The sequence below is a fragment of the Streptococcus sp. SCPM-O-B-15294 (M123) genome (assembly GCF_058200455.1).
Window position 1 is genome coordinate 42,003 of sequence record NZ_JBYQGU010000011.1, and the last position, 24,720, is coordinate 66,722.

Genomic DNA, 24,720 nt, shown 5'->3' on the forward strand with positions numbered 1-24,720 from the left:
GACACTAGAGAACAACTGATGTTTATCAGCTATCCCTCGCTCAAAAGAGCGGGGGATTTTTCTTTGTTTTAATGCTAAAATTGGTTTTTGTGATCTGAAAATGATCTTTTAAAGAAATCTAATAAATATGTTGCAAGCGCTTACTTTATATGTTATAATATTCACAAAGTAAAAACTGTAATAAAATGGTTTGATGAAACCAACAAAAAAGGAGTCGCTTATGAAAGCAGCAACATATGTATCCGCAGGAAATCTTCAGTTGATTGATCAACCAAAACCAGTGATCAAGAAACCAACTGATGCGATTGTTCGTTTAGTGAAAACGACTATTTGTGGAACAGACCTCCATATTTTGGGTGGTGATGTTCCAGCTTGTAAAGAAGGGACCATTCTGGGTCACGAAGGAATTGGGATTGTCGAAGAAGTCGGCGAAGCGGTTACGAACTTTAAGGTAGGAGACAAGGTTATCATCTCTTGCGTAACAGCTTGTAACACTTGCTACTACTGTAAACGTGGCTTGCCTTCCCACTGTGAAGATGGGGGCTGGATCCTTGGCCACTTGATCAACGGTACCCAAGCAGAGTATGTCCATATCCCTCACGCAGACGGCAGTCTCTATCATGCACCAGCTTCTGTAGATGACGAAGCCTTGGTTATGCTCTCAGACATTCTTCCGACTTCCTATGAAATTGGTGTTCTTCCTTCTCACGTGAAACCTGGAGACAACGTTTGTATCGTTGGTGCAGGGCCGATCGGTTTGGCAGCTCTCTTAACTGTACAATTCTTCTCACCAGCTACCATTATCATGGTAGACTTGTCAGGGTCACGTCTCGAAGCCTCTAAGAAGTTTGGAGCTACTCATACCATCTGTTCAAGTGATATTGATGAAATCAAGGCCTTTATCAATGAAGTGACTGATGGTCGTGGTGTTGATATCTCCATGGAATGTGTGGGATATCCAGCTACCTTTGATGTCTGTCAAAATATTATCTCTGTCGGCGGTCATATTGCCAACGTCGGAGTGCATGGTAAACCAGTTAGCTTCAATCTTGATGACCTTTGGATCAAGAACATTACGCTCAATACCGGTTTGGTTAATGCCAATACAACTGAAATGCTTCTTAACGTCTTGAAATCTGGTAAGATTGATGCAACGAAGTTGGTGACCCATCATTTCAAACTGTCAGAAGCAGAAAAGGCATACGAAATTTTCAAACATGCTGGCGAAAACAATGCCTTGAAAGTCATTATTGATAACGACCTCAGCTAAGAAGTTGGATAGATCCATCACCTAAATAAGATAGAAAAATGAGAGTGGGACAGAAATCGGTAATTCGTTAGAATTCGATTTCGTCGTCCCACCTCCGCACAGTTGAGTAGGGCTGTAAAAGCTGATGAAATCAGCGTAGTAGAGCCCACTCAACCACTGCGTCTTGCTCGACAATCAAAAAATAATTGAGAGGCTAGGACTTTTGTCCCAGCCTCATTTTTTTGCTTAAAAAGATCGTTTAAACAATAGAACATCCCAGCTATAGAATGATAGCTGGGATGTTTGTACTGTTAAGTGAGATGATAAAGAAGTGTTACTATTTGCCTCGTTTGCGAGCGTATTCGTCAAAGGCGCCAGCGAAGGTTCCCATGAGAAGGGGAGTAGCGATTAGTCCAACAGTGATCCAGACGGATCCACCATCTACATGGCTGAGTTCCTGCTCGGACAAGCTTCTAAAACGTGTTTCTTCGAGTTTCATGCTTGCTCCTTTCTAGTGCACGATGCCATTGATGATACTACGGCCAAAATCACGTCCAGAATTGTATAGAATATTCCATGTTTGAACGATGAATTTTGCCGAGTCAAAGACGGAGGCTCCTCCATCAATGGTCGCCAGTTCAGCTTCTGTTAGGCAAGTATAATGGATGCTTGTATCCATAGATGTCCTCCTTAATGTAAGATCGTGTAGAGTAAATCAATTGCCTCGTTCAGAATGGTGAAAGTGACCATGAAGGCAATAGCAAATTTAGGAAAGTACCCTTCTACTTGTTTGGGTGCTTTTTTATCAAGAATGCAGTATCCTGTCAAAAGGATGAGGGTGATAAATACCAGACTCATAGGTCTCCTCCTTTACCATTTTCGTGTCATATTACTATGAAATGCATCGATCAGTTTTGTTGTCCCGATATAAGCAGAAGAAAAACCGTAAGCGAAAACTAACAGAAAAGGGAGTCCTCCACCATTAACATCACTTAATTCTTCATGCGTGAGATCTTTAAATTGTACTTGGTCTATCATTGCTTTTCTCCTTCAAATTAATTATTTAAATGCTCCCCAAATGGCAGTTCCGACAGCTGTTACACCACCAGCAATAGTGCCAGATAGATAGGGATGAGCAAGGATCCAAGCAACCAATGGGATAGCTCCCCCATCGACTTGTGTTAATTCTTCTTCTGTTAAGGGTGTGAATTTTTGGGTGAATTCTGTTGTCATTTAATTTTCCTCTTTCTTTTTTGTTTGTCGCCATCTAGCATCAACTGCTAGATAGATTGTAGCCGCTATGGCTAAATTAATTTTTGGTTGAAACGCAATCAGATGTGCATCATGTAAAACAGTTAATGCGATGATGATTGCAAAAATCATAGTGTGGATAGGCCATCTCATATCTTAATACTCCTAATTTTTGTTGAATGCAAAGCTAGGGTAATTTTCCAATAGAGCTAGCTTGTATGTGGTTGACTTTTGTTCATTTTGTGTCAGCTGAGCTGATTAGATGAAGCAAGGATAAGGTCAATAGCCAATGCTGTGTTTTTCTTACGTTTCAAGGTTTTAGTTTAAAACAAGATCAATGAAAGCAAGATTAATAGAACAAAAGCTTTGGTATTCTTTTTCATGTTTGGCATTCCCTTTCCTTATTTATTTACGGAAGAAGTAATACAAAAACCATGGGATGATAATGGGAGTATAGTACATCTATGGTCCTCCTTTCTTTTTATTTGGTCACTTATACTATTCGTATAAAAATCTGGAAATGGAAAAAATTTCTTTAAAAATTTTAGAATGTTTGCATCTCTGAAACTAGTATCAATAGACAAAAACATGAAACATAAAAACCATGAAGGATGGGAGAAGCCCCAACCTTCATGGTTTTTTAAAATAGGGAGACCATATTAAGATTTTCGAGAACGTTGACTAGAGAGTTTTTTGTTTTCCCAGTAGCTATCAAAGACAACTTCTTTTTGTTCTCGGTTTTTATTGAGGAAATGGGCATAGACCAAATCCACAACGATGAGTAGAGGGAAAATGGCAGAAATTCGATCGATGTAGGTGTTGCTAGGAAGGGCTACAGCAGGCAATACCTCTGTATATCCTTGGTGGATGGCAACAGGGTTAGAAGTTATAAGAATCGTCTTGGCCCCTTTTTCCTTGGCATTTAGTAGACTGTCTGTAATAGAGATCGTACTTCCTGATAGTGAGAAGCCAATGACCAGACAAGAGGAATCGAGAATGCTAGTCGCCCAAGCAAAGCCATCTTGATCTGTCAGAGCCTCACATACGACACCTAATCGCATCAAGCGCAATTTCATTTCTCTAGCTACTAAACCAGAACTACCGATCCCAAAGAAGTAGACCCGGTCCGCTTGGTCGATCAGTTCAGCCACTCGATCCAATTGTGAATCTTTGATCAGGCCTTCAGTGACATTACTGATATGGTGGTAGCGCTGCAAAACACTGAGAGTCAGTTCGTCATGATCTTGCACTTGTTTTTGATTCTTGGTTTCTTCGTTAAAATGGTAGACAAATTCCCGATAGCCAGTAAACCCGCATTTTTGAGAAAAACGGGTTAAAGCGGCTTTTGAGACATGTAGCAATTTGGTCACGCGAGATGAGGATAGGGAATGCTGTCGTGCTTCGGATGATAGAAAATAGTGGGCAATGTCGCGTTCCATATCTGTCAATTCCGTTTCATGACTTGCGATAATCATGCGTAAATCTTGATCTTGTTTCACAGCAGTCCTCCTTTCTCGCGAAATGAAATAACAGGACAATCCTATAATATATTACAAATTATAACATGGGGAGACCATTTTATTCAAGTAAAAGCAAGTGAAAACCATTGAAACTAGTAACAGGATTTAAGGGGAAAACGAATGATGTTAAAAGTAGTCCCAGGAGTAAATTTACTTTCAGAACGAGAAGGCCAAAAAGTGGATAGGTTAAATAGCAGTTATGAGAAATAAATAAGGAAGTAAATGAATGGTGGGAGAGAAGATCCTCTCAATAGTTGATAAAAAAGGACTTAAAAAAATAACGTAAAATATTTGTATATGAAATAAAATAGGCATACAATAAAAATATAGGAAATCTGAGATTTTTTAGAAAGTACTTTCTAATTATAGAAAAAGTATTGAAAATACATATTTAAAGTATTATGATTAATGATGTAAGAGCTTACAATTCAAAAAAGAAACAGGTGATTAAATCATGGAAGAGTTACGGCATAAGCTGATTGTATCGTGTCAAGCTCTACCAGACGAACCATTGCATAGTGATTTTATTATGGCTCGTATGGCAGTGGCTGCCAAGGAAGGAGGAGCATCTGGAATCCGCGCCAATTCGGTTGTTGATATTGCAGCGATTCAAAAAGCAGTAGATTTGCCGATCATTGGGATTATCAAACGAGATTACGAAGGTGCAGATGTTTATATCACGGCAACTATGAAAGAGGTAGATGAACTCATGACGGTTCGTCCGGATATCATTGCGATAGATGCCACAACCTCTACACGACCAAATGGCGAAAGCTTAGAAGATTTTTTCCAAAAAGTAAAGAAAAAATATCCGGATCAATTGTGGATGGCAGATTGTTCTACTATTGATGAAATGCTTACGGCTGACCAATTAGGTTTTGATTATATTGGGACAACATTGGTAGGCTATACCAAGCAAAGTAAGGGCGATAAAATCGAATCAAATGACTTTGAAATTATTCGCAAAGCTCTTAGTAAACTATCTCATCCATTAATTGCAGAAGGTAACATAGATACCCCTGATAAAGTCCATAGGGTATTGGAGTTAGGTGCCTATAGTGTTGTCGTAGGTTCAGCTATTACACGTCCACAATTAATTACAAAAAAATTTGTAGAAGCAACAAAATAAAGAAAGAGGTTTCCAAATGACAAATACAAATTTGAAGAAATATGAAGGTGTTATTCCAGCGTTTTATGCTTGCTATGATGAAAATGGTGAAGTGAGCCCAGAAAGAGTACGTGCTTTGGCTCAATACCATATTGATAAAGGAGTACAAGGGGTTTATGTCAACGGATCTTCTGGAGAATGTATTTATCTTAGTGTTGAAGATCGTAAGCTGATTTTAGAGAATGTAATGGCGGTCGCTAAAGGAAAACTAACTGTTATTGCCCACGTCGCATGTAACAATACCAAAGATAGCGTTGAACTTGCAAAGCATGCTGAAAGTCTTGGAGTAGATGCTATTGCTGCTATCCCACCTATTTACTTCCGTCTTCCTGCCTATTCGATTGCTCGCTATTGGAATGACATGAGCAAGGCTGCACCAAATACAGATTTTATCATTTATAATATTCCGCAACTGTCTGGTACCACCCTCACACGCGACCTGTATGCTGAAATGCGCAAGAATCCACGGGTGATCGGGGTGAAAAATTCATCTATGCCAACACAAGATATTCAAATGTTTGTAGCTGATGGAGGAGATGACCATATTGTCTTTAATGGACCAGATGAACAGTTCATTAGTGGCCGCGTTATTGGTGCAAAAGCTGGAATTGGTGGTACTTACGGGGTGATGCCTGATTTGTTCTTAAAATTAAATGAGTTGATCAAAGAATCCGATTTTGAAACAGCTAAAGAATTGCAATATGCGATCAATGATGTCATTTATAAGATGGTCAGTGGTCGAGCAAATCTTTATGCAGTGATCAAAGAAATTCTCCGTCTAAATGAAAAATTAGATCTTGGTTCTGTAAGAGCCCCACTCGAACCCTTGCATGAAGAAGATCTGGCAATTGCAAAAGAAGCAGCAGAACTTATTCAACAAGCACGAAAAGAATTTTTATAATAAATAAAATCAATATGGAGATATGTTATGGGCACAACAGGATTTACAATAATTGACTTAATTATCTTGATTGTTTATTTACTTGTGGTATTGGTTGCAGGTATCTATTTCTCTAAAAAAGAGATGAAAGGAAAAGAGTTCTTTAAAGGAGATGGTTCGGTTCCTTGGTATGTTACTTCGGTATCCATTTTTGCCACAATGCTCAGTCCGATTTCCTTCTTGGGACTCGCTGGTAACTCTTATGCAGGTAGCTGGATTTTATGGTTTGCTCAATTAGGGATGGTTGTAGCTGTTCCACTGACAATTCGTTTTATCTTACCTATCTTTGCACGGATAGACATCGATACGGCATATGATTACTTGGATAAACGTTTTAATTCTAAAGCACTTCGTATTATTTCAGCACTCTTGTTTATTATTTATCAATTGGGACGTATGTCTATCATTATGTACCTCCCATCAGCTGGTTTATCAGTATTGACAGGAATTGACATCAATATTTTGATTATTTTGATGGGTGCAATTGCAATTGTTTATTCTTATACTGGTGGTCTAAAATCCGTATTATGGACAGACTTTATTCAAGGTGTGGTTCTGATTAGTGGTGTCGTTGTAGCTTTATTTGTACTGATGGCTAATATTAAAGGTGGCTTTGGTGCAGTAGCAGAAACATTAGCAAACGGGAAATTCCTTGCTGCAAATGAAAAACTTTTCGATCCTAACTTGCTTTCAAACTCCATCTTCTTAATTGTGATGGGTTCAGGCTTTACAATCTTGTCTTCCTATGCTTCATCTCAAGATTTGGTTCAACGTTTTACTACAACACAAAATATTAAGAAACTTAATAAAATGTTGTTCACAAATGGTGTCTTGTCACTTGCAACTGCAACAGTCTTTTACTTGATCGGTACAGGCTTGTACGTATTCTATCAAGTACAAAATGCAGGTAGTGCAGCTAGCAATATCCCTCAAGACCAAATCTTTATGTACTTTATTGCATACCAGTTACCAGTAGGTGTCACAGGTTTGATCTTGGCAGCGATTTATGCAGCAGCTCAATCAACTATTTCAACAGGTTTGAACTCTGTTGCAACTTCATGGACATTGGATATTCAAGATGTCATTTCTAAAAATATGTCAGACGATCGTCGTACGAAAATTGCACAATTCGTATCTCTAGCAGTAGGTTTATTCTCAATTGTTGTTTCCATTATCATGGCTCATTCAGATATTAAATCTGCATACGAATGGTTCAATAGTTTCATGGGACTTGTACTTGGTCTACTTGGTGGTGTATTCATTCTTGGTTTTGTTTCTAAAAAAGCAAATAAACAAGGTGCTTATGCAGCGCTGATTGTATCAACCATCGTTATGGTATTTATTAAATACTTCCTTCCTCCAACAGCTGTTAGCTACTGGGCATATTCATTGATTTCAATTTCTGTATCAGTAGTTTCAGGTTATATTGTATCTGTTCTTACTGAAAATAAAGTATCTGCACCTAAATATACAACGATTTATGATATTTCAGAAATTAAAGCGGATTCAAGTTGGGAAGTTCGTCACTAGTCACTAATAGAAAAGAGAAAATAATATGATTATTTCTGAACAATCTGATTTTAGACGATATGCTTCTGTCAATAAACATTTTTCAAAAGTCTGTGATTTTTTAGAAAATACAAATTTGACAGATTTAGTTGATGGAAAAATTGATATTGATGGGGAAAATGTTTTTGCAAATTGTATGACTTATCTAGCTGATGGAGTCCCAGGAGATATTTTTGAAACTCATAAGAAATATTTAGATATTCATATTGTTGTTGAAAATACAGAAAAAATGGCAGTAACTTCCCCAGTTCGTGCTCAGTCACGTGTACCTTTTAGCGAAGAGAAGGATATTGCTTTTTACGATAGCAAAGACTATCAAATTGTTGAATTGCTTCCAGGGAATATGTTGGTGACTTTTGAAGAAGATCTTCACCAACCAAAGATTCATTGCAATGATGAAACTGTTAAAAAACTTGTTATCAAAGTTTTAAACGAGGAAAAATAAAATGAAAAAAATATTAAACAATATGTAACCTTAGGTACTGTATTGGATTGATGTTTGAAAAATTTGATTCATGGTATCGTAATGAACTTCATATGAAAAATGTTGTACCATATATAACATTTAAGATTGAAGATTTGAAAAAGAATTAAAGCTGAAATTTAAAAATATATAGAAAGAGGATAAAAATTATGGTAAATTACGGTATTGTTGGAGCTGGATATTTTGGAGCTGATTTGGCTCGCTCAATGAACAAAATTGAAGATGCAAAAGTGGTTGCGGTATTTGACCCAAATCATGGAGAAGAAGTTGCTCAAGAGTTGGGATCAGATGTTTGTGCAAGTTTAGATGAACTTGTAGCACGTGAAGATATTGATTGTGTGATCGTAGCTTCACCTAGCTACCTTCACCGTGAACCTGTTGTGAAAGCTGCTCAACATGGCAAACACGTATTTTGTGAAAAGCCAATTGCATTGTCTTATGAAGATTGTAAAGTCATGGTTGACGCATGTAAAGAAAATAATGTTATCTTTATGGCTGGTCACATCATGAACTTCTTTAATGGTGTACACCATGCTAAAGAATTGATTACTCAAGGTAAAATCGGTAAAGTTCTTTATTGCCATGCCGCTCGTACAGGTTGGGAAGAACAACAACCAACTGTATCATGGAAGAAACTTCGTTCTCAATCTGGAGGACATTTGTACCACCATATTCATGAATTAGATTGCATTCAGTTCATCATGGGGGGACTTCCTGAAAAAGCGACAATGGTAGGAGGCAATGTATATCATAAAGGTGAAAACTTTGGTGATGAAGATGATATGCTCATTGTAAACCTAGAATACTCTGATGATCGTTATGCTGTTTTGGAATATGGTAATGCTTTCCGTTGGGGTGAACACTACGTCTTGATTCAAGGAACTGAAGGAGCTATCAAACTTGACTTGTTCAATACTGGAGGTACTCTTCGTGTTAAAGGTGAAGGAGAATCACACTTCTTAGTACATGAAACTCAAGAGGAAGATGATGACCGTACAGCTATCTATACCGGTCGTGGTATGGATGGAGCAATTGCGTACGGTAAACCAGGAGTACGTTGCCCATTATGGTTACAAACATGTATTGATAAAGAAATGGAATATCTACATGACATCATTAAAGGTGGAGAAATTACAGAAGAATACGAAAAACTTCTCAATGGTGTAGCTGCTTTAGAATCAATCGCTACCGCTGATGCATGTACTTTATCAGTTAAAGAAGATCGAAAAGTAAGTCTTTCAGAAATCACAAATGCTTAACTATTGTAAAACAGAATAGTAAATTCTTGTCATTTTATAGGCTATTGATACGATAAGAAAATAAGGCCCTATTTCAATGAATAAGAGCAATCAGAAGATGTTGCTTGCTATTTCTAAGAAGCCCAGGTTGAATTCGAAAGGAGTTCCAGTATGGAATTAGTACAATATAAAGATGCAGTGATTGCACGGGACATTCAACACCCTGCACTCAAGAAAGTTGTAGATTATTTAAAAACACATGATGTCAGTCAAGATGAAAAGGGGACACATTCAGTCTCTGATGATTTCTTTTACAATGTGATTGAAATGGAAACAACGGATGAAGAACATCGTGTGTGGGAAAGTCACCGAGACTACTATGACGTTCATGTTCTATTCGAAGGTAAAGAACGAATCTTATATAATTTTCTGTCCAATATGAACTTGGAAGATTATGTGAAAGAAGAGGATTGGCAACAAATGTCTGGCCATTCGATGTTTGATATTCATTTCACACCTGGTGCCATTTTATTATTAGATCCAAATGATGCGCATAAGACAGGTTTGAAAGTGGATCAGGCTCAAGATATTCGCAAGATAGTATTTAAAGTGCGGTTATAGCGTGCATTATTCATTCTTTTCATTCCGAACGGGAGTAATAGAACAATTTTTGAGAGAAGGATCTTGTTATCTAGTTACTGATTTCTCTCATTGAGTGGATCGAAAGGTCTTATAAGATGATGGATGTTCTCATGAATTGTTAATGGAGGTTGGAGACTATTCCCAGCCTCTTTCCCCGTTTTTAGAAGATGTTGTCAGAGTGGAGGAGAAATGGTTACATTAGAAAAAAGTATACAACCTGTTATTGAGTCAGTCTATGAAAGCTTAACAGATTTAGAAAAGAAAATAGCTGACTATTTTTTATCTGATCATGTCATGCAAGATGATTTATCTGCGAAATCAGTGGCTAAACGATTGTATGTTTCCCTCTCTTCTTTGACAAGATTTGCTAAAAAGTGTGGGTTTACAGGCTACCGGCAATTTGTCTATGAATTTGAAGGCTCCAATCAGGATATTCAAAACCTTAGTCGTCATATTACAAAAAGCGTCTTATCTGATTATGGAGAGTTGCTAAATAAGACATTTTCTTTGATTGATGAAGAACAGTTCTTGCGTGTCAGCCGGATGTTAGACAAGGCTAAACGGGTCTATATATATGGGATGGGTAGTTCCGGTCTTGTGGCGCGTGAAATGGAATTTCGTTTCATGAGGTTGGGAATGATTTGTAAGGCGATTACAGATGACCACATGATCAGAGTCAATGAGGTCATGTTGGATGAGGAATGTCTGGTGATTGGAATTTCGTTATCAGGTGAGACCAAAGAAATTCTAGATGCTGTATTTCAGGCAAAACAGAGAGGTTCTAGGACGGTGCTGATAACATCCCAAACAAGTGCGTTTTTAAAAGAGCGCTGTGAGGAACTGGTATCTGTGGCTGTAAAGGAAACCTTGCCTCAAGGTACGCTGATCTCTCCACAATTTCCAGTCTTGGTCGTAGTTGATATTTTTTATGCCTATTATGTGGATTTGGATAGAGAAAAAAGAAATCATATCTTTACCAATACACTTTCGGCCCTCAATATGCATAAAAAGGAGGATAAAAAATGAATGTTTTAGGAATCGATATTGGAGGTACATCTATTAAAGCGGATGTATACGACGAAGATGGTCATGCTTTGGGACATTTTTCAGAACAGAATACCGAGATATGCCATGAAAACCAAACCAATGGTATCCTGGAGCAAATTTGTGACCTTATTGCCAGCTATCAATCTAGTCTTGATTTAGATGGGGTTGCTATTTCGACAGCAGGTGTGGTCGACAACCAATCAGGGAAAATCGTATATGCAGGTTACACCATTCCATCTTATAGCGGGACTGATTTTTCCAGCGAGATTCAGAAACGATTTTCTATCCCTGTCACAGTAGAAAATGATGTCAATTGCGCCTTGTTAGGTGAAATGTGGAAAGGTGCAGCCAGAAATAGCCATTCTACTGTTATGATTACGGTTGGGACGGGTATCGGTGGTGGTATTTTCACCAATGAACAAATCTTGTCCGGTCATAATTTTACGGCAGGTGAAATCGGATATTTACCGATTGGGAATGCCGATTGGCAATCCTTAGCGTCTGCATCGGCCCTCGTTCAGGCGTATGAGGAAGCATCCGGATTACACTATCAAACTGGTAAAACGTTTTTTGCGGCAGTAGATAAGGGTGATCCAGTTGCTTTAAAGGTCTTAGAAACATACGTTCATCACCTGGCACAAGGATTGGTCACTCTTTCTTATGTCTTAAATCCAGAGAAAATGATTTTAGGAGGTGGCATATTTGCTCGCTCTGATATTTTGCTACCCCTATTGCAAAATGAGTTGTATCATGCGGTTCAGGACCAACGATTCTTACCGAGAGAAATTGTAACTGCTACATTAGGAAATGAAGCAGGAAGATTGGGAGCGGTAGCCAAATTTTTAATGGAACAGGGGAAAACTTGTCTTAAAAAATAGTCATTTTAGGATCGATCTGTCCCTAATTCCCCGAACAAAACTATGTAAAATATGGTATAATCTAAGACAATTATGCTGTTGTTTGAATAATGATAGTTGAATAAGGAGGTGTGACGATGTCGAATGCAACACTTGAAATGATGCAAGAGATCGAGCAGGCTGCTCAAGGAGTGATTGCCAGCTATGAAGATCAAGTCGAGCAAATTCAAAAAGAATCCCGCGATTGGCTTGCAACAGTGGCACAGCATTATGATGAGGAAACCAAGCAGTTGGTCGCAGAGGCTGAAACCAATGTCCAAGAAAAACTTGTCGCTTTAGCCAAAGACCTAGACGAAACGATCGCGAGAAATGATGCCAAGGTGCAGCAAGCCATGACAGATAAGCGCGTAGCTTTGGTAGACGAAATTGTAGAAAAGGTGGTAGCAACCTATGGCAATTAGTCCAATGCAACACCTTTCTCTGGTTTTGCCCACAAATCTAATGGACGAGCTTCTCTTGTCGCTCCAGTCAGAGGAGTCGGTCCAAATTTATGATTTGAGCGAGCAAGAGGATTGGCAAGTTGCCTTTCAGACGAGTGATGGGTCCAAAGGATCAGCTCTAAGAATGGATGAACTAAGACGTCGGGAAGAGCAGTTAGAAAAGGCTATTCAGGCCCTGGAGCCTTTTATTCCTCAGAAGAAGGGATTAGAAAAACTAAAAGAAGCTCCCTTGTCCTTGTCTTTTCACGATTTAGAGTCTCATGGGGTCATCCGTGATGAGCAACGTCTTTTACAGTCCGTACAAAAACAATTGGCTGTCTTAGCAAAGGCTCGGGATCGCATCCAGCAAGCCCAAGAGGAAATCGCCTCTTTAGAAAAATGGGCTGCCTTGACGACAACACCTGACCAGCTCAAGCGTTTCCGTTATGTCCGGGGCTTAATCGGTACCATTCCGAATAGTGAACAGGATCAGGCGCGTCAAGCCTTGCTAGCACACCCAGATGTAGAGGTCGATATGGTCTTTAGCTCGGAAACGGAGCATGGGGTGGTAGTCTTGTATAAGTCTGGGGATTTAACAGACCTTCAAGATACGCTGACCAGTTCGCATTTCAAAGAGTTTGATTACCAAGGAGAAACGCTACCAAAAGAACGTTTGGAGCAACTCAAGAGAGAGATCAAAGAACAAGGTGCTGTCGAAGCAGCTACTTTGGAAGCGCTCAGTCAAGCCAAGGAAGACCTCAACCAGCTCAAGTACCAACTCGATTATGTCTTGAGTTTAGGAGCTAGGGAAGAGGCCAAAGGATCTCTTGCCAGTACAGCTCATTTGGTTGCATTAGAGGGATGGATTGAAACTGCTCAACTCGATGCTTTAAAAGCCAAACTTCAAAAGGAGTTTGGGAACCAAGTCGTCTTGCAGACACGTGAAGTCGCTCAAGAAGAATGGGACCAGGTACCCATCAAACTGAAAAACAATGCCTTGGTAGAACCCTTTGAATTAGTCACAGAGATGTACGCCCTGCCCAAGTATTACGAGAAAGATCCGACCCCAATCGTCTCTCTCTTCTACTTTGTTTTCTTCGGCATGATGGTAGCAGATATCGGCTATGGTCTCTTGTTGACGTTGGCAACTGGCTTTGCTCTAAAGGCCTTCCAGCTTCAGCCGAGCGCAGCAAAAAACCTTCGCTTTTTCTGCCTCTTAGGAATCTCGGTGGCCCTTTGGGGAGTCGTCTACGGTTCCTTCTTCGGCTTTGAGATGCCCTTTGCTTTGATCAGTACGACGACCAATGCCATGACTATCTTGATCCTATCGGTCGTCTTTGGTTTCATCACCGTTTTGGTCGGTCTCTTCCTAGGAGGGATGAAAAATGTCCGCCTGAAAGACTACACCGAAGCCTACAACGCAGGCTTTGCCTGGGTCTTGATCTTGTTAGGCTTGATGCTCTTAGCAGTCGGAAATATCCTACCAGGTTTATCCTATCTAGTCCCTATCGGTCAGTGGCTATCTATTCTCAATGCACTTGGGATTCTAGTGGTATCCATTGTCAGAGCCAAGAAATTATCAGGACTTGCAGCAGGTCTCTTCAATCTTTACAACGTCAGTGGCTATGTCGGAGACTTGGTCAGCTTTACTCGTTTGATGGCGCTTGGTTTATCAGGGGCCAGCATCGGTTCAGCCTTTAACCTGATTGTCAATCTCTTCCCAACCCTGGGACGATTCACCGTCGGCCTTGTCCTCTTTGTCCTCCTCCATGCCATCAACATGTTTCTGTCCTTTTTATCAGGCTATGTGCATGGAGCCCGTTTGATATTTGTGGAGTTCTTTGGTAAGTTCTACGAGGGTGGTGGCAAGCCCTTCCGACCTCTAAAACCGTCGGAACGCTATGTCAAAACAAAAAAATAATTCAGTAAATCAATCATAAAAAATTTTATAGGAGTATATTCATGGAATCTTTAGCTTCATATTTCTCAACCCATGGGGGTGCCTTCTTTGCAGCACTTGGTGTAGCCATTGCAGTGGCTCTTAGTGGAATGGGTTCAGCCCTCGGTGTTGGTAAGACCGGTCAGGCTGCTGCCGCACTCTTGAAAGAACAGCCAGAAAAATTTGCCCAAGCCTTGATCTTGCAATTGTTGCCAGGTACACAAGGCTTGTACGGTTTCGTTATCGGGATCTTGATCTGGTTGCAAATTAAGCCAGATATGGCTCTTGAAACAGGAGTTGCTTATTTCTTCACAGCCCTTCCAGTTGCGATTGTCGGCTATTTCTCAGCAAAACACCAAGGAAATGTCGCAACTGCTGGGATGCAAATCTTGGCAAAACGCCCTGAAGACATGATGAAAGGGGTTATCCTTGCGGCCATGGTTGAAACCTATGCCATCTTGGCCTTCGTTGTGTCCTTCCTTTTGACTCTTCGCGTCGGCTAATCTAGACACACCTCAGTCAAAGAAGAGGAATGTTCTCTTCGTCAATTATCGGTGGCGAAGAACTCCAAAGGAGGAAATAAAAACAATGACGGATTATTCCCAATTAAAGGATTCCATCCTTGAACAGGCCCATGAAAAAGGTCGGAAATTAGTAGCGGAAGCAACGGCTAAGGTTCAAGAAGAGTCCCAGTTGCAGGAAGCTCGTTTGGTAGAAGAAAAGTTACATCAACGGGCGGTTCAATTGCAAACCATTGAGCGCCGCTTGCAACGTGAAAGCCAACAAATAGAAAATCAAAAGCGCCAATCGACATTGGTCACCAAGCAACGGGTCTTAAAAGAGTTGTTTGCGGATGCCTACCAGAAAATGGCGACTTGGTCACGCCAAGAAGAGCTCGCATTTTTTCACCGCGTTCTTCCTCGCTATGCAGATCAAGCAATGGTCTTAACACTGGGTGCTGTGACGGCAGAAAAATTGACAGATCAAGATCGTCAGGATTTGATAGAGGCCTATCCACAGCTTCAATTAGCAAAAGAAACGCTTGCCCAAGAGGCTGGTTTTGTCCTTTCCTTTGGCAAAGTGGATGCCAGCTACCTCTACCGTGATTTGGTTGATGCTGTGCGGGAGGAGCAGAGCTTCCATATGGCAGCCAGCATTTTTAAAGAAGAGAAAAACTAGGAGGGGCTATGAGTGAACGGACGTATTCTCAAGTAAATACCGGGATTAGTGTACGTGAAGCTAGTTTTTTGAGCCCGGCTCAGTTTGATGCCCTTCTGAACAGCTCCGATGCAGAAGCTCGTGCTAATCTCTTGCAAGGGACGGCCTATGCCTTGGAGGCAGATCAACTGCGTCAAGTCCAAGTGGTCGAGCAAGCCTTGATGAAGCACCTTCTAGCAGAGTACGATTGGGCTTATCAGGTAGCTCCGAACCCTGCGGTAGTCGACCTCTTTGCCCTCAAGTACACCTATCACAATCTCAAGGTCTTCTTGAAAGAGCGAGCAACGGGGCGGGATTTGAACTTCCTATTATTGGATGCAGGTCCCTATTCCTTAGCAGTTCTTGAACAAGTAGCCAAGACCTTTTCTTCAGAGAACTGCCCAGAGTTTATGGCTCAAGAAGTCGCAGCGACCTGGCAGGAATATGTCGACTATCAGGATATTCGGGTTCTGGAGATCGGCATGGATCTGGCCTACTTTGATCATCTCAAACGCTTGGCGAAAGACTTAGACCATCCCCTTTTAAAATCCTTGGTCACCTTGACCATTGATTGTTACAATGTCATCACAGTTGAACGAGCCCTCAGTTTGAAAAAGCCGAACAGCTTCATGAAGCAACTCTTGTCCGATGCAGGGACCCTCTCAGCAAGAGAAGTCATCCAGTGCGTCGAGCGGGGCAACCTCATCAGTTGGTTCCAACACGTCAATCCCTTGCCTTATGATGTGGAATTGACACAGTACGAAGAACAGATGCGATCTGGCAGAGTAACTGCTGAGACAGTGGAATACCTGGAGCATGTGCTTAAGTACCGAATTTTGGAACAAGCTTCCTTTGAGATAGACGGGCCCTTGCCTTTAGCTCGCTATCTCTTTGGAAAAGAGCTGGAGGTGAAGAACCTTCGTTTGGTCTTGACGGGTCTGGATAATCAGCTCCCGATTGACAAAATAAAAGAAAGGATGAGACCAATCTATGGCCAGTAAAACGCAAAAAATTGCCGTTGTGGGAAACCGTGATGCCATCCTTCCTTTTCAAATGATTGGCTTTCAGACCTTTCCCGTAGCAGAGGCTCAGGAAACCATCAATACCTTACGTCACTTGAGCCAAGAAGATTTTGGCATCATCTATCTGACGGAGGATATGGCTCAGGAAATCCCAGATACCATTGCTCACTATGATCGCCAAGTAACCCCAGCCGTCATCTTGATCCCTACTCATAAGGGAACGACTGGATTGGGACAGCAGCGAATTCGAGACAATGTCGAAAAAGCAGTTGGACAGGATATTTTATGAGAACAAATGAATTTGGCCAAGCGATTGGCGATGCACTGCCTGATTTCACACCGGGGCGTCTGCCAGCTATTGAGCGGATCGAAGGTCGCTATACCGTGATCGAGCGCCTCTCAAAAGAAAAACATGGAGCAGACCTTTATCAGGTCTACGGGCCGGACTCTCCAGCAGCGATGTGGACCTTTCTGTTCAAAGGCCCTGCCCGCAATGAAGAGGAGTGGGACCGCTTATTAGATGATCTCATGACAGATCAAGGTCGCTTTTACTATGCGATTGTAGACAAAGATTCAGGCAAGGCTTTGGGGACTTTCTCTCTCATGCGGATCGATCAAGCCAATCGGGTGATCGAAGTCGGAGCAGCGACCTACTCACCAGCGCTCCAAAAAACACGCATGGCTACGGAAGCCCAGTATCTCTTAGCGCGCTACGTGTTTGAAGATTTAGGCTACCGCCGCTATGAGTGGAAATGCGATGCCCTAAACCAAGCATCTCGCAAAGCAGCTGAGCGCTTAGGGTTCACCTATGAAGGCTGTTTCCGTCAGGCTGTTGTTTATAAAGGTCGGACCCGTGATACAGACTGGTTGTCCATCGTTGACCAAGAATGGCCAGCTATCAGACAGCGGCTAGAAGCTTGGTTGGATCCAAGCAATTTCGATGCCAATGGCCAACAAAAGCAAGCTCTAAGAGAGATAGCACAAAAGTAAAACAAAGGATTCCCAGGAGGAATACATGACTCAAGGAAAAATTATTAAAGTTTCTGGTCCCTTGGTGGTTGCATCAGGGATGCAGGAGGCCAATATCCAAGACATTTGCCGGGTCGGCGATCTTGGTTTGATTGGCGAAATTATTGAGATGCGGCGGGATGAAGCCTCTATCCAAGTATATGAAGAAACGTCTGGAGTTGGTCCAGGTGAACCAGTGGTAACAACCGGAGCTCCCCTCTCTGTCGAGTTGGGACCAGGCTTGATTTCTCAGATGTTTGACGGGATCCAACGCCCCTTGGAACGCTTCCAAGAAGTCACCGCCAGTGACTTCCTTATTCGTGGTGTACAAGTTCCAAATCTAGACCGTGACACCAAATGGACCTTCGAACCAAGCGTGACTGAAGGGACAGAAGTGGTCGCCGGAGACATCGTCGGTACCGTTCAAGAGACCAATATGGTAGAACACCGCATCATGGTGCCGTTTGGAGTCAGTGGACGTGTGACCAAGATCGCAGCAGGTTCATACACGGTAGAAGAGCCGGTTTATGAGATCGAGCAGGCTGATGACAGTCTCTTTACTGGTACTTTGATGCAAAAATGGCCAGTTCGTCGAGGCCGTCCCTTTGCACAAAAACTGATTCCAGTAGAGCCTTTGGTCACAGGTCAACGGGTCATCGATACCTTCTTCCCAGTGACTAAAGGTGGAGCTGCAGCTGTTCCTGGTCCTTTCGGAGCTGGGAAAACAGTTGTGCAACACCAGGTGGCCAAGTTTGCCAATGTAGACATCGTAATTTACGTGGGTTGTGGGGAACGTGGAAATGAAATGACGGACGTTCTGAATGAATTTCCAGAATTGATCGATCCAACGACCGGTCAATCCATTATGCAACGGACGGTTCTGATCGCCAACACTTCGAACATGCCGGTGGCAGCGCGGGAAGCTTCCATCTACACAGGGATTACTATTGCCGAATACTTCCGTGATATGGGCTATTCCGTTGCTATCATGGCGGACTCTACTTCTCGTTGGGCAGAAGCTCTCCGTGAAATGTCTGGTCGTTTAGAAGAAATGCCAGGGGATGAAGGCTACCCAGCCTACCTTGGTAGCCGGATTGCTGAATATTACGAGCGTGCAGGTCGGGTTAAGACACTTGGAACCACTGCGCGTGAAGGTTCGATTACCGCTATCGGTGCCGTCTCTCCTCCAGGTGGAGATATTTCAGAGCCGGTGACCCAAAATACCCTGCGGATCGTCAAGGTCTTCTGGGGACTAGATGCTCAGTTGGCGCAACGCCGCCACTTCCCAGCCATCAACTGGTTGAGTTCTTATTCCCTTTACCAGGATGAGGTAGGCCAATATATCGATCAGCATGAGCAGATTAGCTGGGCAGAAAAAGTGACCCGCGCTATGAACCTGCTTCAAAAAGAGAGTGAATTGCAAGAGATCGTCCGCTTGGTTGGTCTGGATTCCCTGTCTGAAAAAGACCGCTTGACCATGAATGCGGCCAAGATGATCCGTGAAGACTACCTGCAACAAAATGCCTTTGATGAGGTCGATACCTATACCTCCTTCAGCAAGCAGGTGGCCTTGTTGACCAACATTTTGACCTTTGACCAAGAAAGTCAAAAAGCGCTGGAATTGGGAGCTTACTTCACAGAAATCATGGAAGGAACTGTAGACCTTCGGGACCGCATTGCCCGGAGCAAGTTCATCCATGAGGACCAGTTGGCAACCATTCAAGCCTTGAAAGAAGAAATCGTAGAAACCCTACACCAAATCGTCGCAAAAGGAGGAGTAGACAATGAGCGTGATTAAAGAATACCGTACTGTCAGCGAAGTTGTTGGCCCCTTGATGATTGTCGATCAGGTTGAAGGGGTTCACTACAATGAACTGGTAGAAATCAAGCTTCATGATGGAACGACCCGTCAGGGACAAGTCCTCGAAGTCCAAGAAGACAAGGCCATGGTCCAGCTCTTTGAAGGATCTAGCGGGATCAACTTGGAAAAAGCCAAAGTCCGCTTTACCGGACGTCCCCTAGAACTCCCAGTGTCTGAAGACATGGTGGGACGCATCTTTAACGGGATGGGCAAACCCATCGATGGTGGTCCAGAAATTATCCCAGAGAAATACTTGGACATTGATGGACAAGCCATCAACCCTGTTTCGCGGGACTATCCGGATGAATTTATCCAGACAGGGATCTCAGCTATTGACCATTTGAACACCCTAGTTCGGGGGCAAAAGCTTCCGGTATTCTCTGGATCAGGGCTTCCTCATAAAGAATTGGCTGCTCAAATTGCTCGTCAAGCGACGGTACTTAATTCGGAAGAAAACTTCGCCGTGGTCTTTGCGGCTATGGGGATTACCTTTGAAGAAGCCGAGTTCTTTATGAACGACCTTCGGGAGACAGGTGCGATTGATCGCTCTGTCCTCTTCATCAACCTAGCTAATGACCCAGCTATCGAGCGGATTGCCACTCCTCGAATCGCCTTGACAGCTGCCGAGTATTTGGCCTATGAAAAAGACATGCACGTCTTGGTTATCATGACCGATATGACCAACTACTGTGAAGCCCTTCGGGAAGTATCCGCTGCCCGCCGGGAGGTTCCAGGACGTCGGGGCTATCCAGGTTACCTTTATACTAACCTCTCAACCCTCTACGAACGTGCAGGACGCTTGGTTGGAAAGAAAGGATCTGTGACCCAAATTCCGATCCTCTCCATGCCGGAAGATGACATCACTCACCCCATCCCTGACTTGACAGGCTACATCACGGAAGGTCAGATTATCTTGTCCCGCGATCTCTATAATAGTGGTTACCGCCCACCGATCAATGTTCTTCCATCCCTTTCCCGTTTGAAGGACAAGGGTTCTGGTGAAGGCAAGACTCGGAAAGACCATGCGGCGACTATGAACCAGCTCTTTGCGGCTTATGCCCAAGGAAAACAAGCCAAAGAATTGGCTGTGGTGCTCGGAGAATCCGCCTTGTCCGATACAGACAAGCTCTATGTTAAGTTTACCGATCGCTTTGAGAAGGAGTACATCAACCAAGGCTTTACCACCAATCGGACCATTCAAGAAAGTCTGGATCTAGGCTGGGAATTGCTGGCTATCTTACCACGGACCGAGCTCAAGCGGATCAAGGATGACATGATTGACGAATACCTCCCAAAAACTTCTCAGGAAGCACAAGCCTAGGAGTAGAAAGGAGGAAGTCAGATGGCACGATTAAATGTCAAACCCACTCGGATGGAGTTAAACACCCTCAAAGAGCGTCTGAAAACGGCAACCAGAGGACATAAACTTCTCAAGGACAAACGAGACGAGCTCATGCGACGCTTCATCGAATCGGTCCGTGAAAATGACCGCCTCCGTCAGAAGGTTGAAGCCGCTCTGATTGGGAATATGCAAGAATTTGTCCTGGCCAAATGTCTGGAAAATGACCTCATGGTCCAGGAAATCTTTGCAGTTCCGACGCGAGAAGTCAGCCTGCATATCGAGACGGAGAACATCATGAGTGTGCGCGTGCCCAAGATGCATGCTCGTATCGATAATCCATATGGAGACGATGAGGGAGACGTGGTATACAGCTATGTGGCTTCCAATAGCCAGATGGACAATACCATTCAAGAAATGGAAGAACTCCTTCCAGACCTGTTGCGCCTGGCAGAGATTGAAAAAACTTGTCAGCTCATGGCCGATGAGATCGAAAAGACACGCCGTCGGGTCAATGGATTGGAATATGCGACGATTCCAGACCTCAAGGAAACCATCTACTATATCGAAATGAAACTCGAAGAAGCCGAACGCGCCAACCTGGTCCGAATGATGAAGGTCAAATAAGATACAAGCCGTTAAAAACAGCACCTCAAGTGATGTCTACAGGACACGAACTTGGGGTGTTTTTTAGCTTTTATTCAACTGAAAAAATCTTTCAAAATTCCCTCGTTCATGGCTTCCAAAGGCTTCTGAAACAATGAATTTGTTTGATCATCCAAATAGTACTAACTGTCATTAATTATTAAGAGAATGTAACAAGAAAGGGCTAATGTTACAAATTAGGGTCAGTTAGATTAAAAGAAAAGAAGAGACATTCTAAAGACAAAAAATGTGGTAGAATATTAAATGTATCTGTCTGGAGATAAATCTCCGATAATAAGAAAACGAGGAAAGAACGTATGAAGAAAGTAAATAAAAAGGCTTTAATTGCTTCGACTGTTGCTATGGCGGTCTTGCCATTTACAACTGGTAAAGCAGAATCAAATGGGGATTGGGTTGCCCGTTCTGTAGATGAAATTCGTGCAGATATTTCAACTTCAGAAAACAAACAAACCTACACTATCAAATATGGGGATACCCTAAGCACGATTGCGGAAGCTTTGAATGTTGACGTAACTGTTTTGGCAAACTTGAACCAAATCAGCAACATTGATTTGATTTTCCCAGGAACTGTCTTGACAACAACTGTCAATGATCAAAACCAAGTGACAGGTGTAGAAATCCAAACTCCTACAGCAGGTAATGCTGATGCAGCTGTGACAACTTCTGCTGATTTGACAAACAACCAAATCAAAGTAGACAACCAAACTGTTGCAGTGGGTGATTTGACAAAACCAGTAGCAGATGAAAGCAACCAAGCTGTAGAACTCCCTCAAGCACCTGCAGTTGTAGCAGCAGTGGCAGAGCAAGTATCAGAAAGCTTGCCAACTCCAGAAGCACCAGCTGAAACACCAGCACCAGCAGCTCCAGTAGCAGAGGAAGCACCAGCACCAGTTGTTGAAGAAGCACCAGCGCAACCTGCTGCAGCGCCAGTTGAAGTAGCGGCTCCTGTAGAAGCACCAGTTGTTGAGGAAGCACCAGCGGCTCCAGTAGCTGAACCAGCTCCAGTCGTAGAAGTTCCAGCAGAACCAGAAGTTACTGCGGTTGCTTCAACACCACAATATGGTGCACCAGCACCAGTTGTTGATACGACAGCTTCAACTCCTTCAACAGCAACTCCAACTTCAAATGAAGGTCTTCGACCTCAAACAATTAAATTCAAAGAACAAGTGATTAATGAACTTGGCTTGACTGATATCGGTGGTTACCGTCCTGGTGACCCAGAAGATCACGGTAAAGGTCTTGCGGTCGACGTTATGGTTCCAGAAAGTTCAGCAATCGGTGACCAAGTAGCTCAATATGCAATTGATCACATGCAAGAAAATGGAATTTCTTACATCATCTGGAAACAACGTTTCTATGCTCCAGTAAACAACATTTATGGACCAGCAAATACTTGGAATGAAATGCCAGACCGTGGTAGCGTAACAGAAAATCACTACGACCACGTACACGTATCATTTTACGAATAATTAAGACATAGCAAAGAGGCTGGGACAAAAGTCCTAGCCTCTCAATTGTCTTTGGATTATCGAGCAAGACGCAGTGGTTGAATGGGCTCTACTACGCTGATTTCATCAGCTTTTACAGCCCTAATCAACTGTGCGGAGGTGGGACGACGAAATCGAATTCTAACGAATTACCGATTTCTGTCCCACTCTCTTTTTTGTATAAAAAATAGATCCCATTGCTCAATGGGACCTAGTGGATTAAAGGATGATATCAGATTTTTCAACTTGATAGAGAGCCATACTCATAAACAAAGCAACGACAAGAAGGATTAAAATACCAGGTGTCCAAGAGTGGAAGATTTGTTGGCTTGAACCAAATAAGATAGGTCCAAGTGCAGCAAAGACGTATCCTCCCGTTTGAGCTAGTCCAGAGAGCTGAGCAGTTTTCTCAGGAGAGCTAGACTTCATGGAGAAGGTGACCATGAGGTAAGGGAATAAGATACTCGTAAAACTTCCGATCAAGATATTCAGGATCAACCAGTAGATGAAGTTGTCTGTCTGTAGTAACAGCATGGCAATTCCAGTAAAACCAGCTAAAACAGTCGTTATCAGCATGATGCGACGGTTTCGTTCAGAAAGGCTGGTGGTGAGACTTGGAATGGTCATAGAGAAGGGAAGACTCATCAGGGTGAATACAGATGCTAAAATTCCTGCATTGGCTTGATCGATACCAGCTTGGGTTGCCATGGTAGGAAGCCAGGTCATCGTCGTATAGTACAAGAGAGACTGTAGACCACAGAAGAGCATAATAGCCCAGACCTTACCATTTTTATACCAGCTAGTCTTATTTTCATTAGAAGAGGAGCTTTTTTTCAAATAATGATTGTGACGAGCATTGGGAAGCCAGATCACAAGTGCAAGCGCACAGACAACGGTCAGCACCCAAACCAAACCTTGCCAGGAGGTAGCTTGAGTGATAGGAACAGCGACAGAAGAAGCTACCGCAGTAGACAAGCCCATTGCAGTGATATAGAGGGTTGTCAAGAAGCCAAGACGTTTTGGTTCATTGGCTTGGATCAAGCTTGGTAGAAGGACATTGATAAAGGCAATCGCAGCACCAATCAAAAGAGTTCCCACATAGAGGAGAGGCAGATTGATGGTACGCAGAGCAGATCCAATCGTCATCATGATCAAAACTCCAAGAAAGAGTCGCTCAATCCCAAAGCGTCTCGCCCAGCTAGTAGCAAAAGGAGAGAAAATAGCGAAGGTTAGGAGGGGGAGACTCGTCAAAAGGCCGAGAGAACTCACCTCGACACCAAAGCTAGCAGCAATATCTGATAAGACAGTGGAGAGGGTCGTAAATGGGGCCCGCAAGACCACTCCTAGTAAAAGGATCCCTGGAATGAGAAAACGTGAATGGTTTTGTTTCATAATGTACCTCCTTGCTCGAAAATGAACAGCATCCGTATCATTATAGCACAAGAACTTGGAGGAGGCAAAAGGAATTATCGGGGAATAAAGCCCGTAAAATAGCTGTTTCGCCTACAAATATAGGAAACAATAGAAAGATAGAGCTGAAAAATATTTTTTTAAGGTTTTAAAACTTTCTTCACACATCCTTTTTATAGGAGTCTAGTTATCTCCGCTCAAACTGCGTCAACGTCCCTAAACTCGCCGATGCTCGTAAAAAAATAAGGAACGTAGTTCTCACTAGCGTTCGAACTGCATCAATGTACCTAAGCTCGTCCACGTCCCTATCAGGCTTGGTTAGATGAAATAGGTTTAGTAATAATTAT

The 24,720-nt window shown here is 42.5% G+C and carries 28 protein-coding genes; 20 read left to right on the plus strand and 8 right to left on the minus strand.

Translation table 11 applies throughout. The features are described 5' to 3' along the window. Positions 1 to 220: 220 nt before the first annotated feature. Positions 221 to 1,270 carry a zinc-dependent alcohol dehydrogenase family protein gene (locus AC3E8G_RS07755; RefSeq protein ID WP_490677424.1) on the plus strand — a complete coding sequence of 350 codons (1,050 nt, stop codon included), beginning with the start codon at positions 221 to 223 and terminating at the stop codon, positions 1,268 to 1,270. A gap of 316 nt (positions 1,271 to 1,586) precedes the next feature. Here AC3E8G_RS07755 and AC3E8G_RS07760 read toward each other — a convergent pair whose 3' ends face one another. From AC3E8G_RS07760 to AC3E8G_RS07790, 7 genes are all read right to left on the minus strand, one after another. After that, positions 1,587 to 1,748 carry a hypothetical protein gene (locus AC3E8G_RS07760; protein WP_006595272.1) on the minus strand — a complete coding sequence of 54 codons (162 nt, stop codon included), beginning with the start codon at positions 1,746 to 1,748 and terminating at the stop codon, positions 1,587 to 1,589. Between the two features lie 12 nt (positions 1,749 to 1,760). After that, a complete protein-coding gene (locus AC3E8G_RS07765; protein WP_490677425.1) occupies positions 1,761 to 1,928 on the minus strand; it encodes an alcohol dehydrogenase in 168 nt (55 codons plus the stop codon). An 11-nt stretch (positions 1,929 to 1,939) separates the two neighbouring features. Further along, positions 1,940 to 2,107 (minus strand): hypothetical protein, encoded by a 168-nt coding sequence (locus AC3E8G_RS07770; protein ID WP_006595270.1) that lies wholly within the window; start codon positions 2,105 to 2,107, stop codon positions 1,940 to 1,942. 12 nt (positions 2,108 to 2,119) lie between these two features. Next, the gene (locus tag AC3E8G_RS07775; protein ID WP_490677426.1) at positions 2,120 to 2,287 is read right to left on the minus strand and encodes a class IIb bacteriocin, lactobin A/cerein 7B family; all 168 of its coding nucleotides are present in this window, start codon (positions 2,285 to 2,287) and stop codon (positions 2,120 to 2,122) included. 21 nt (positions 2,288 to 2,308) lie between these two features. After that, complete coding sequence (locus tag AC3E8G_RS07780; protein WP_006595268.1) at positions 2,309 to 2,482, minus strand: Blp family class II bacteriocin; 174 nt, start codon at positions 2,480 to 2,482, stop codon at positions 2,309 to 2,311. Continuing rightward, positions 2,483 to 2,653, minus strand: coding sequence for a hypothetical protein (locus tag AC3E8G_RS07785; RefSeq protein WP_490677427.1), 171 nt, complete (start codon positions 2,651 to 2,653; stop codon positions 2,483 to 2,485). Between the two features lie 506 nt (positions 2,654 to 3,159). Next, a complete protein-coding gene (locus tag AC3E8G_RS07790) occupies positions 3,160 to 3,999 on the minus strand; it encodes a MurR/RpiR family transcriptional regulator (RefSeq protein WP_490677428.1) in 840 nt (279 codons plus the stop codon). Positions 4,000 to 4,474: 475 nt separating this feature from the next. Between AC3E8G_RS07790 and AC3E8G_RS07795 the strand changes: the two genes are divergently transcribed. The 19 genes from AC3E8G_RS07795 (at position 4,475) to AC3E8G_RS07885 (ending at position 22,945) form a co-directional block, all read left to right on the plus strand. Beyond that, positions 4,475 to 5,149 carry an N-acetylmannosamine-6-phosphate 2-epimerase gene (locus AC3E8G_RS07795; RefSeq protein WP_490677429.1) on the plus strand — a complete coding sequence of 225 codons (675 nt, stop codon included), beginning with the start codon at positions 4,475 to 4,477 and terminating at the stop codon, positions 5,147 to 5,149. 16 nt (positions 5,150 to 5,165) lie between these two features. Beyond that, complete coding sequence (locus tag AC3E8G_RS07800; protein ID WP_049483959.1) at positions 5,166 to 6,089, plus strand: dihydrodipicolinate synthase family protein; 924 nt, start codon at positions 5,166 to 5,168, stop codon at positions 6,087 to 6,089. Between the two features lie 27 nt (positions 6,090 to 6,116). Further along, a complete protein-coding gene (locus AC3E8G_RS07805) occupies positions 6,117 to 7,658 on the plus strand; it encodes a sodium:solute symporter family protein (RefSeq protein WP_049483958.1) in 1,542 nt (513 codons plus the stop codon). Positions 7,659 to 7,683: 25 nt separating this feature from the next. Beyond that, positions 7,684 to 8,142, plus strand: a complete 459-nt coding sequence (locus AC3E8G_RS07810) for a NanQ anomerase/TabA/YiaL family protein (protein ID WP_000587140.1) — start codon at positions 7,684 to 7,686, stop codon at positions 8,140 to 8,142. 188 nt (positions 8,143 to 8,330) lie between these two features. Then, entirely contained in the window at positions 8,331 to 9,440 is a 1,110-nt protein-coding gene (locus AC3E8G_RS07815) for a Gfo/Idh/MocA family protein (protein WP_070449211.1), read from the plus strand. Positions 9,441 to 9,590: 150 nt separating this feature from the next. After that, complete coding sequence (locus tag AC3E8G_RS07820) at positions 9,591 to 10,040, plus strand: NanQ anomerase/TabA/YiaL family protein (protein WP_490677430.1); 450 nt, start codon at positions 9,591 to 9,593, stop codon at positions 10,038 to 10,040. A gap of 210 nt (positions 10,041 to 10,250) precedes the next feature. Then, positions 10,251 to 11,087, plus strand: a complete 837-nt coding sequence (locus AC3E8G_RS07825) for a MurR/RpiR family transcriptional regulator (protein WP_490677431.1) — start codon at positions 10,251 to 10,253, stop codon at positions 11,085 to 11,087. After that, positions 11,084 to 11,986, plus strand: a complete 903-nt coding sequence (locus AC3E8G_RS07830; protein ID WP_490677432.1) for an ROK family protein — start codon at positions 11,084 to 11,086, stop codon at positions 11,984 to 11,986. Before AC3E8G_RS07825 ends, AC3E8G_RS07830 begins: the two co-directional genes overlap by 4 nt. 116 nt (positions 11,987 to 12,102) lie before the next feature. Beyond that, the gene (locus AC3E8G_RS07835; protein ID WP_490677433.1) at positions 12,103 to 12,426 is read left to right on the plus strand and encodes a ribosome-recycling factor; all 324 of its coding nucleotides are present in this window, start codon (positions 12,103 to 12,105) and stop codon (positions 12,424 to 12,426) included. Continuing rightward, positions 12,416 to 14,365, plus strand: a complete 1,950-nt coding sequence (locus AC3E8G_RS07840; protein WP_490677434.1) for a V-type ATP synthase subunit I — start codon at positions 12,416 to 12,418, stop codon at positions 14,363 to 14,365. The genes AC3E8G_RS07835 and AC3E8G_RS07840 overlap by 11 nt, the downstream gene beginning before the upstream one ends. Positions 14,366 to 14,406: 41 nt before the next feature. Further along, positions 14,407 to 14,886 (plus strand): V-type ATP synthase subunit K, encoded by a 480-nt coding sequence (locus tag AC3E8G_RS07845; protein WP_023024938.1) that lies wholly within the window; start codon positions 14,407 to 14,409, stop codon positions 14,884 to 14,886. Between the two features lie 85 nt (positions 14,887 to 14,971). Next, a complete protein-coding gene (locus AC3E8G_RS07850) occupies positions 14,972 to 15,562 on the plus strand; it encodes a hypothetical protein (RefSeq protein ID WP_490677435.1) in 591 nt (196 codons plus the stop codon). Between the two features lie 8 nt (positions 15,563 to 15,570). After that, positions 15,571 to 16,581 carry a V-type ATPase subunit gene (locus tag AC3E8G_RS07855; protein ID WP_490677436.1) on the plus strand — a complete coding sequence of 337 codons (1,011 nt, stop codon included), beginning with the start codon at positions 15,571 to 15,573 and terminating at the stop codon, positions 16,579 to 16,581. Next, positions 16,571 to 16,891, plus strand: coding sequence for a V-type ATP synthase subunit F (locus tag AC3E8G_RS07860; protein WP_236128265.1), 321 nt, complete (start codon positions 16,571 to 16,573; stop codon positions 16,889 to 16,891). The genes AC3E8G_RS07855 and AC3E8G_RS07860 overlap by 11 nt, the downstream gene beginning before the upstream one ends. Then, positions 16,888 to 17,592 carry a GNAT family N-acetyltransferase gene (locus tag AC3E8G_RS07865; RefSeq protein ID WP_490677437.1) on the plus strand — a complete coding sequence of 235 codons (705 nt, stop codon included), beginning with the start codon at positions 16,888 to 16,890 and terminating at the stop codon, positions 17,590 to 17,592. The genes AC3E8G_RS07860 and AC3E8G_RS07865 overlap by 4 nt, the downstream gene beginning before the upstream one ends. A gap of 25 nt (positions 17,593 to 17,617) precedes the next feature. Beyond that, positions 17,618 to 19,408: a V-type ATP synthase subunit A gene (locus AC3E8G_RS07870; protein ID WP_490677438.1), complete on the plus strand. Its 1,791-nt coding sequence runs from the start codon at positions 17,618 to 17,620 to the stop codon at positions 19,406 to 19,408. After that, the gene (locus AC3E8G_RS07875; RefSeq protein ID WP_048690706.1) at positions 19,395 to 20,792 is read left to right on the plus strand and encodes a V-type ATP synthase subunit B; all 1,398 of its coding nucleotides are present in this window, start codon (positions 19,395 to 19,397) and stop codon (positions 20,790 to 20,792) included. The genes AC3E8G_RS07870 and AC3E8G_RS07875 overlap by 14 nt, the downstream gene beginning before the upstream one ends. A gap of 21 nt (positions 20,793 to 20,813) precedes the next feature. Continuing rightward, positions 20,814 to 21,437 carry a V-type ATP synthase subunit D gene (locus AC3E8G_RS07880; RefSeq protein ID WP_154859274.1) on the plus strand — a complete coding sequence of 208 codons (624 nt, stop codon included), beginning with the start codon at positions 20,814 to 20,816 and terminating at the stop codon, positions 21,435 to 21,437. Between the two features lie 335 nt (positions 21,438 to 21,772). After that, positions 21,773 to 22,945, plus strand: a complete 1,173-nt coding sequence (locus AC3E8G_RS07885) for a LysM peptidoglycan-binding domain-containing protein (protein ID WP_490677439.1) — start codon at positions 21,773 to 21,775, stop codon at positions 22,943 to 22,945. Positions 22,946 to 23,182: 237 nt separating this feature from the next. Here the strand turns inward: AC3E8G_RS07885 and AC3E8G_RS07890 are convergent, their stop codons facing one another. Then, positions 23,183 to 24,355: a CynX/NimT family MFS transporter gene (locus AC3E8G_RS07890; protein ID WP_490677440.1), complete on the minus strand. Its 1,173-nt coding sequence runs from the start codon at positions 24,353 to 24,355 to the stop codon at positions 23,183 to 23,185. Between the last annotated feature and the right edge of the window lie 365 nt (positions 24,356 to 24,720).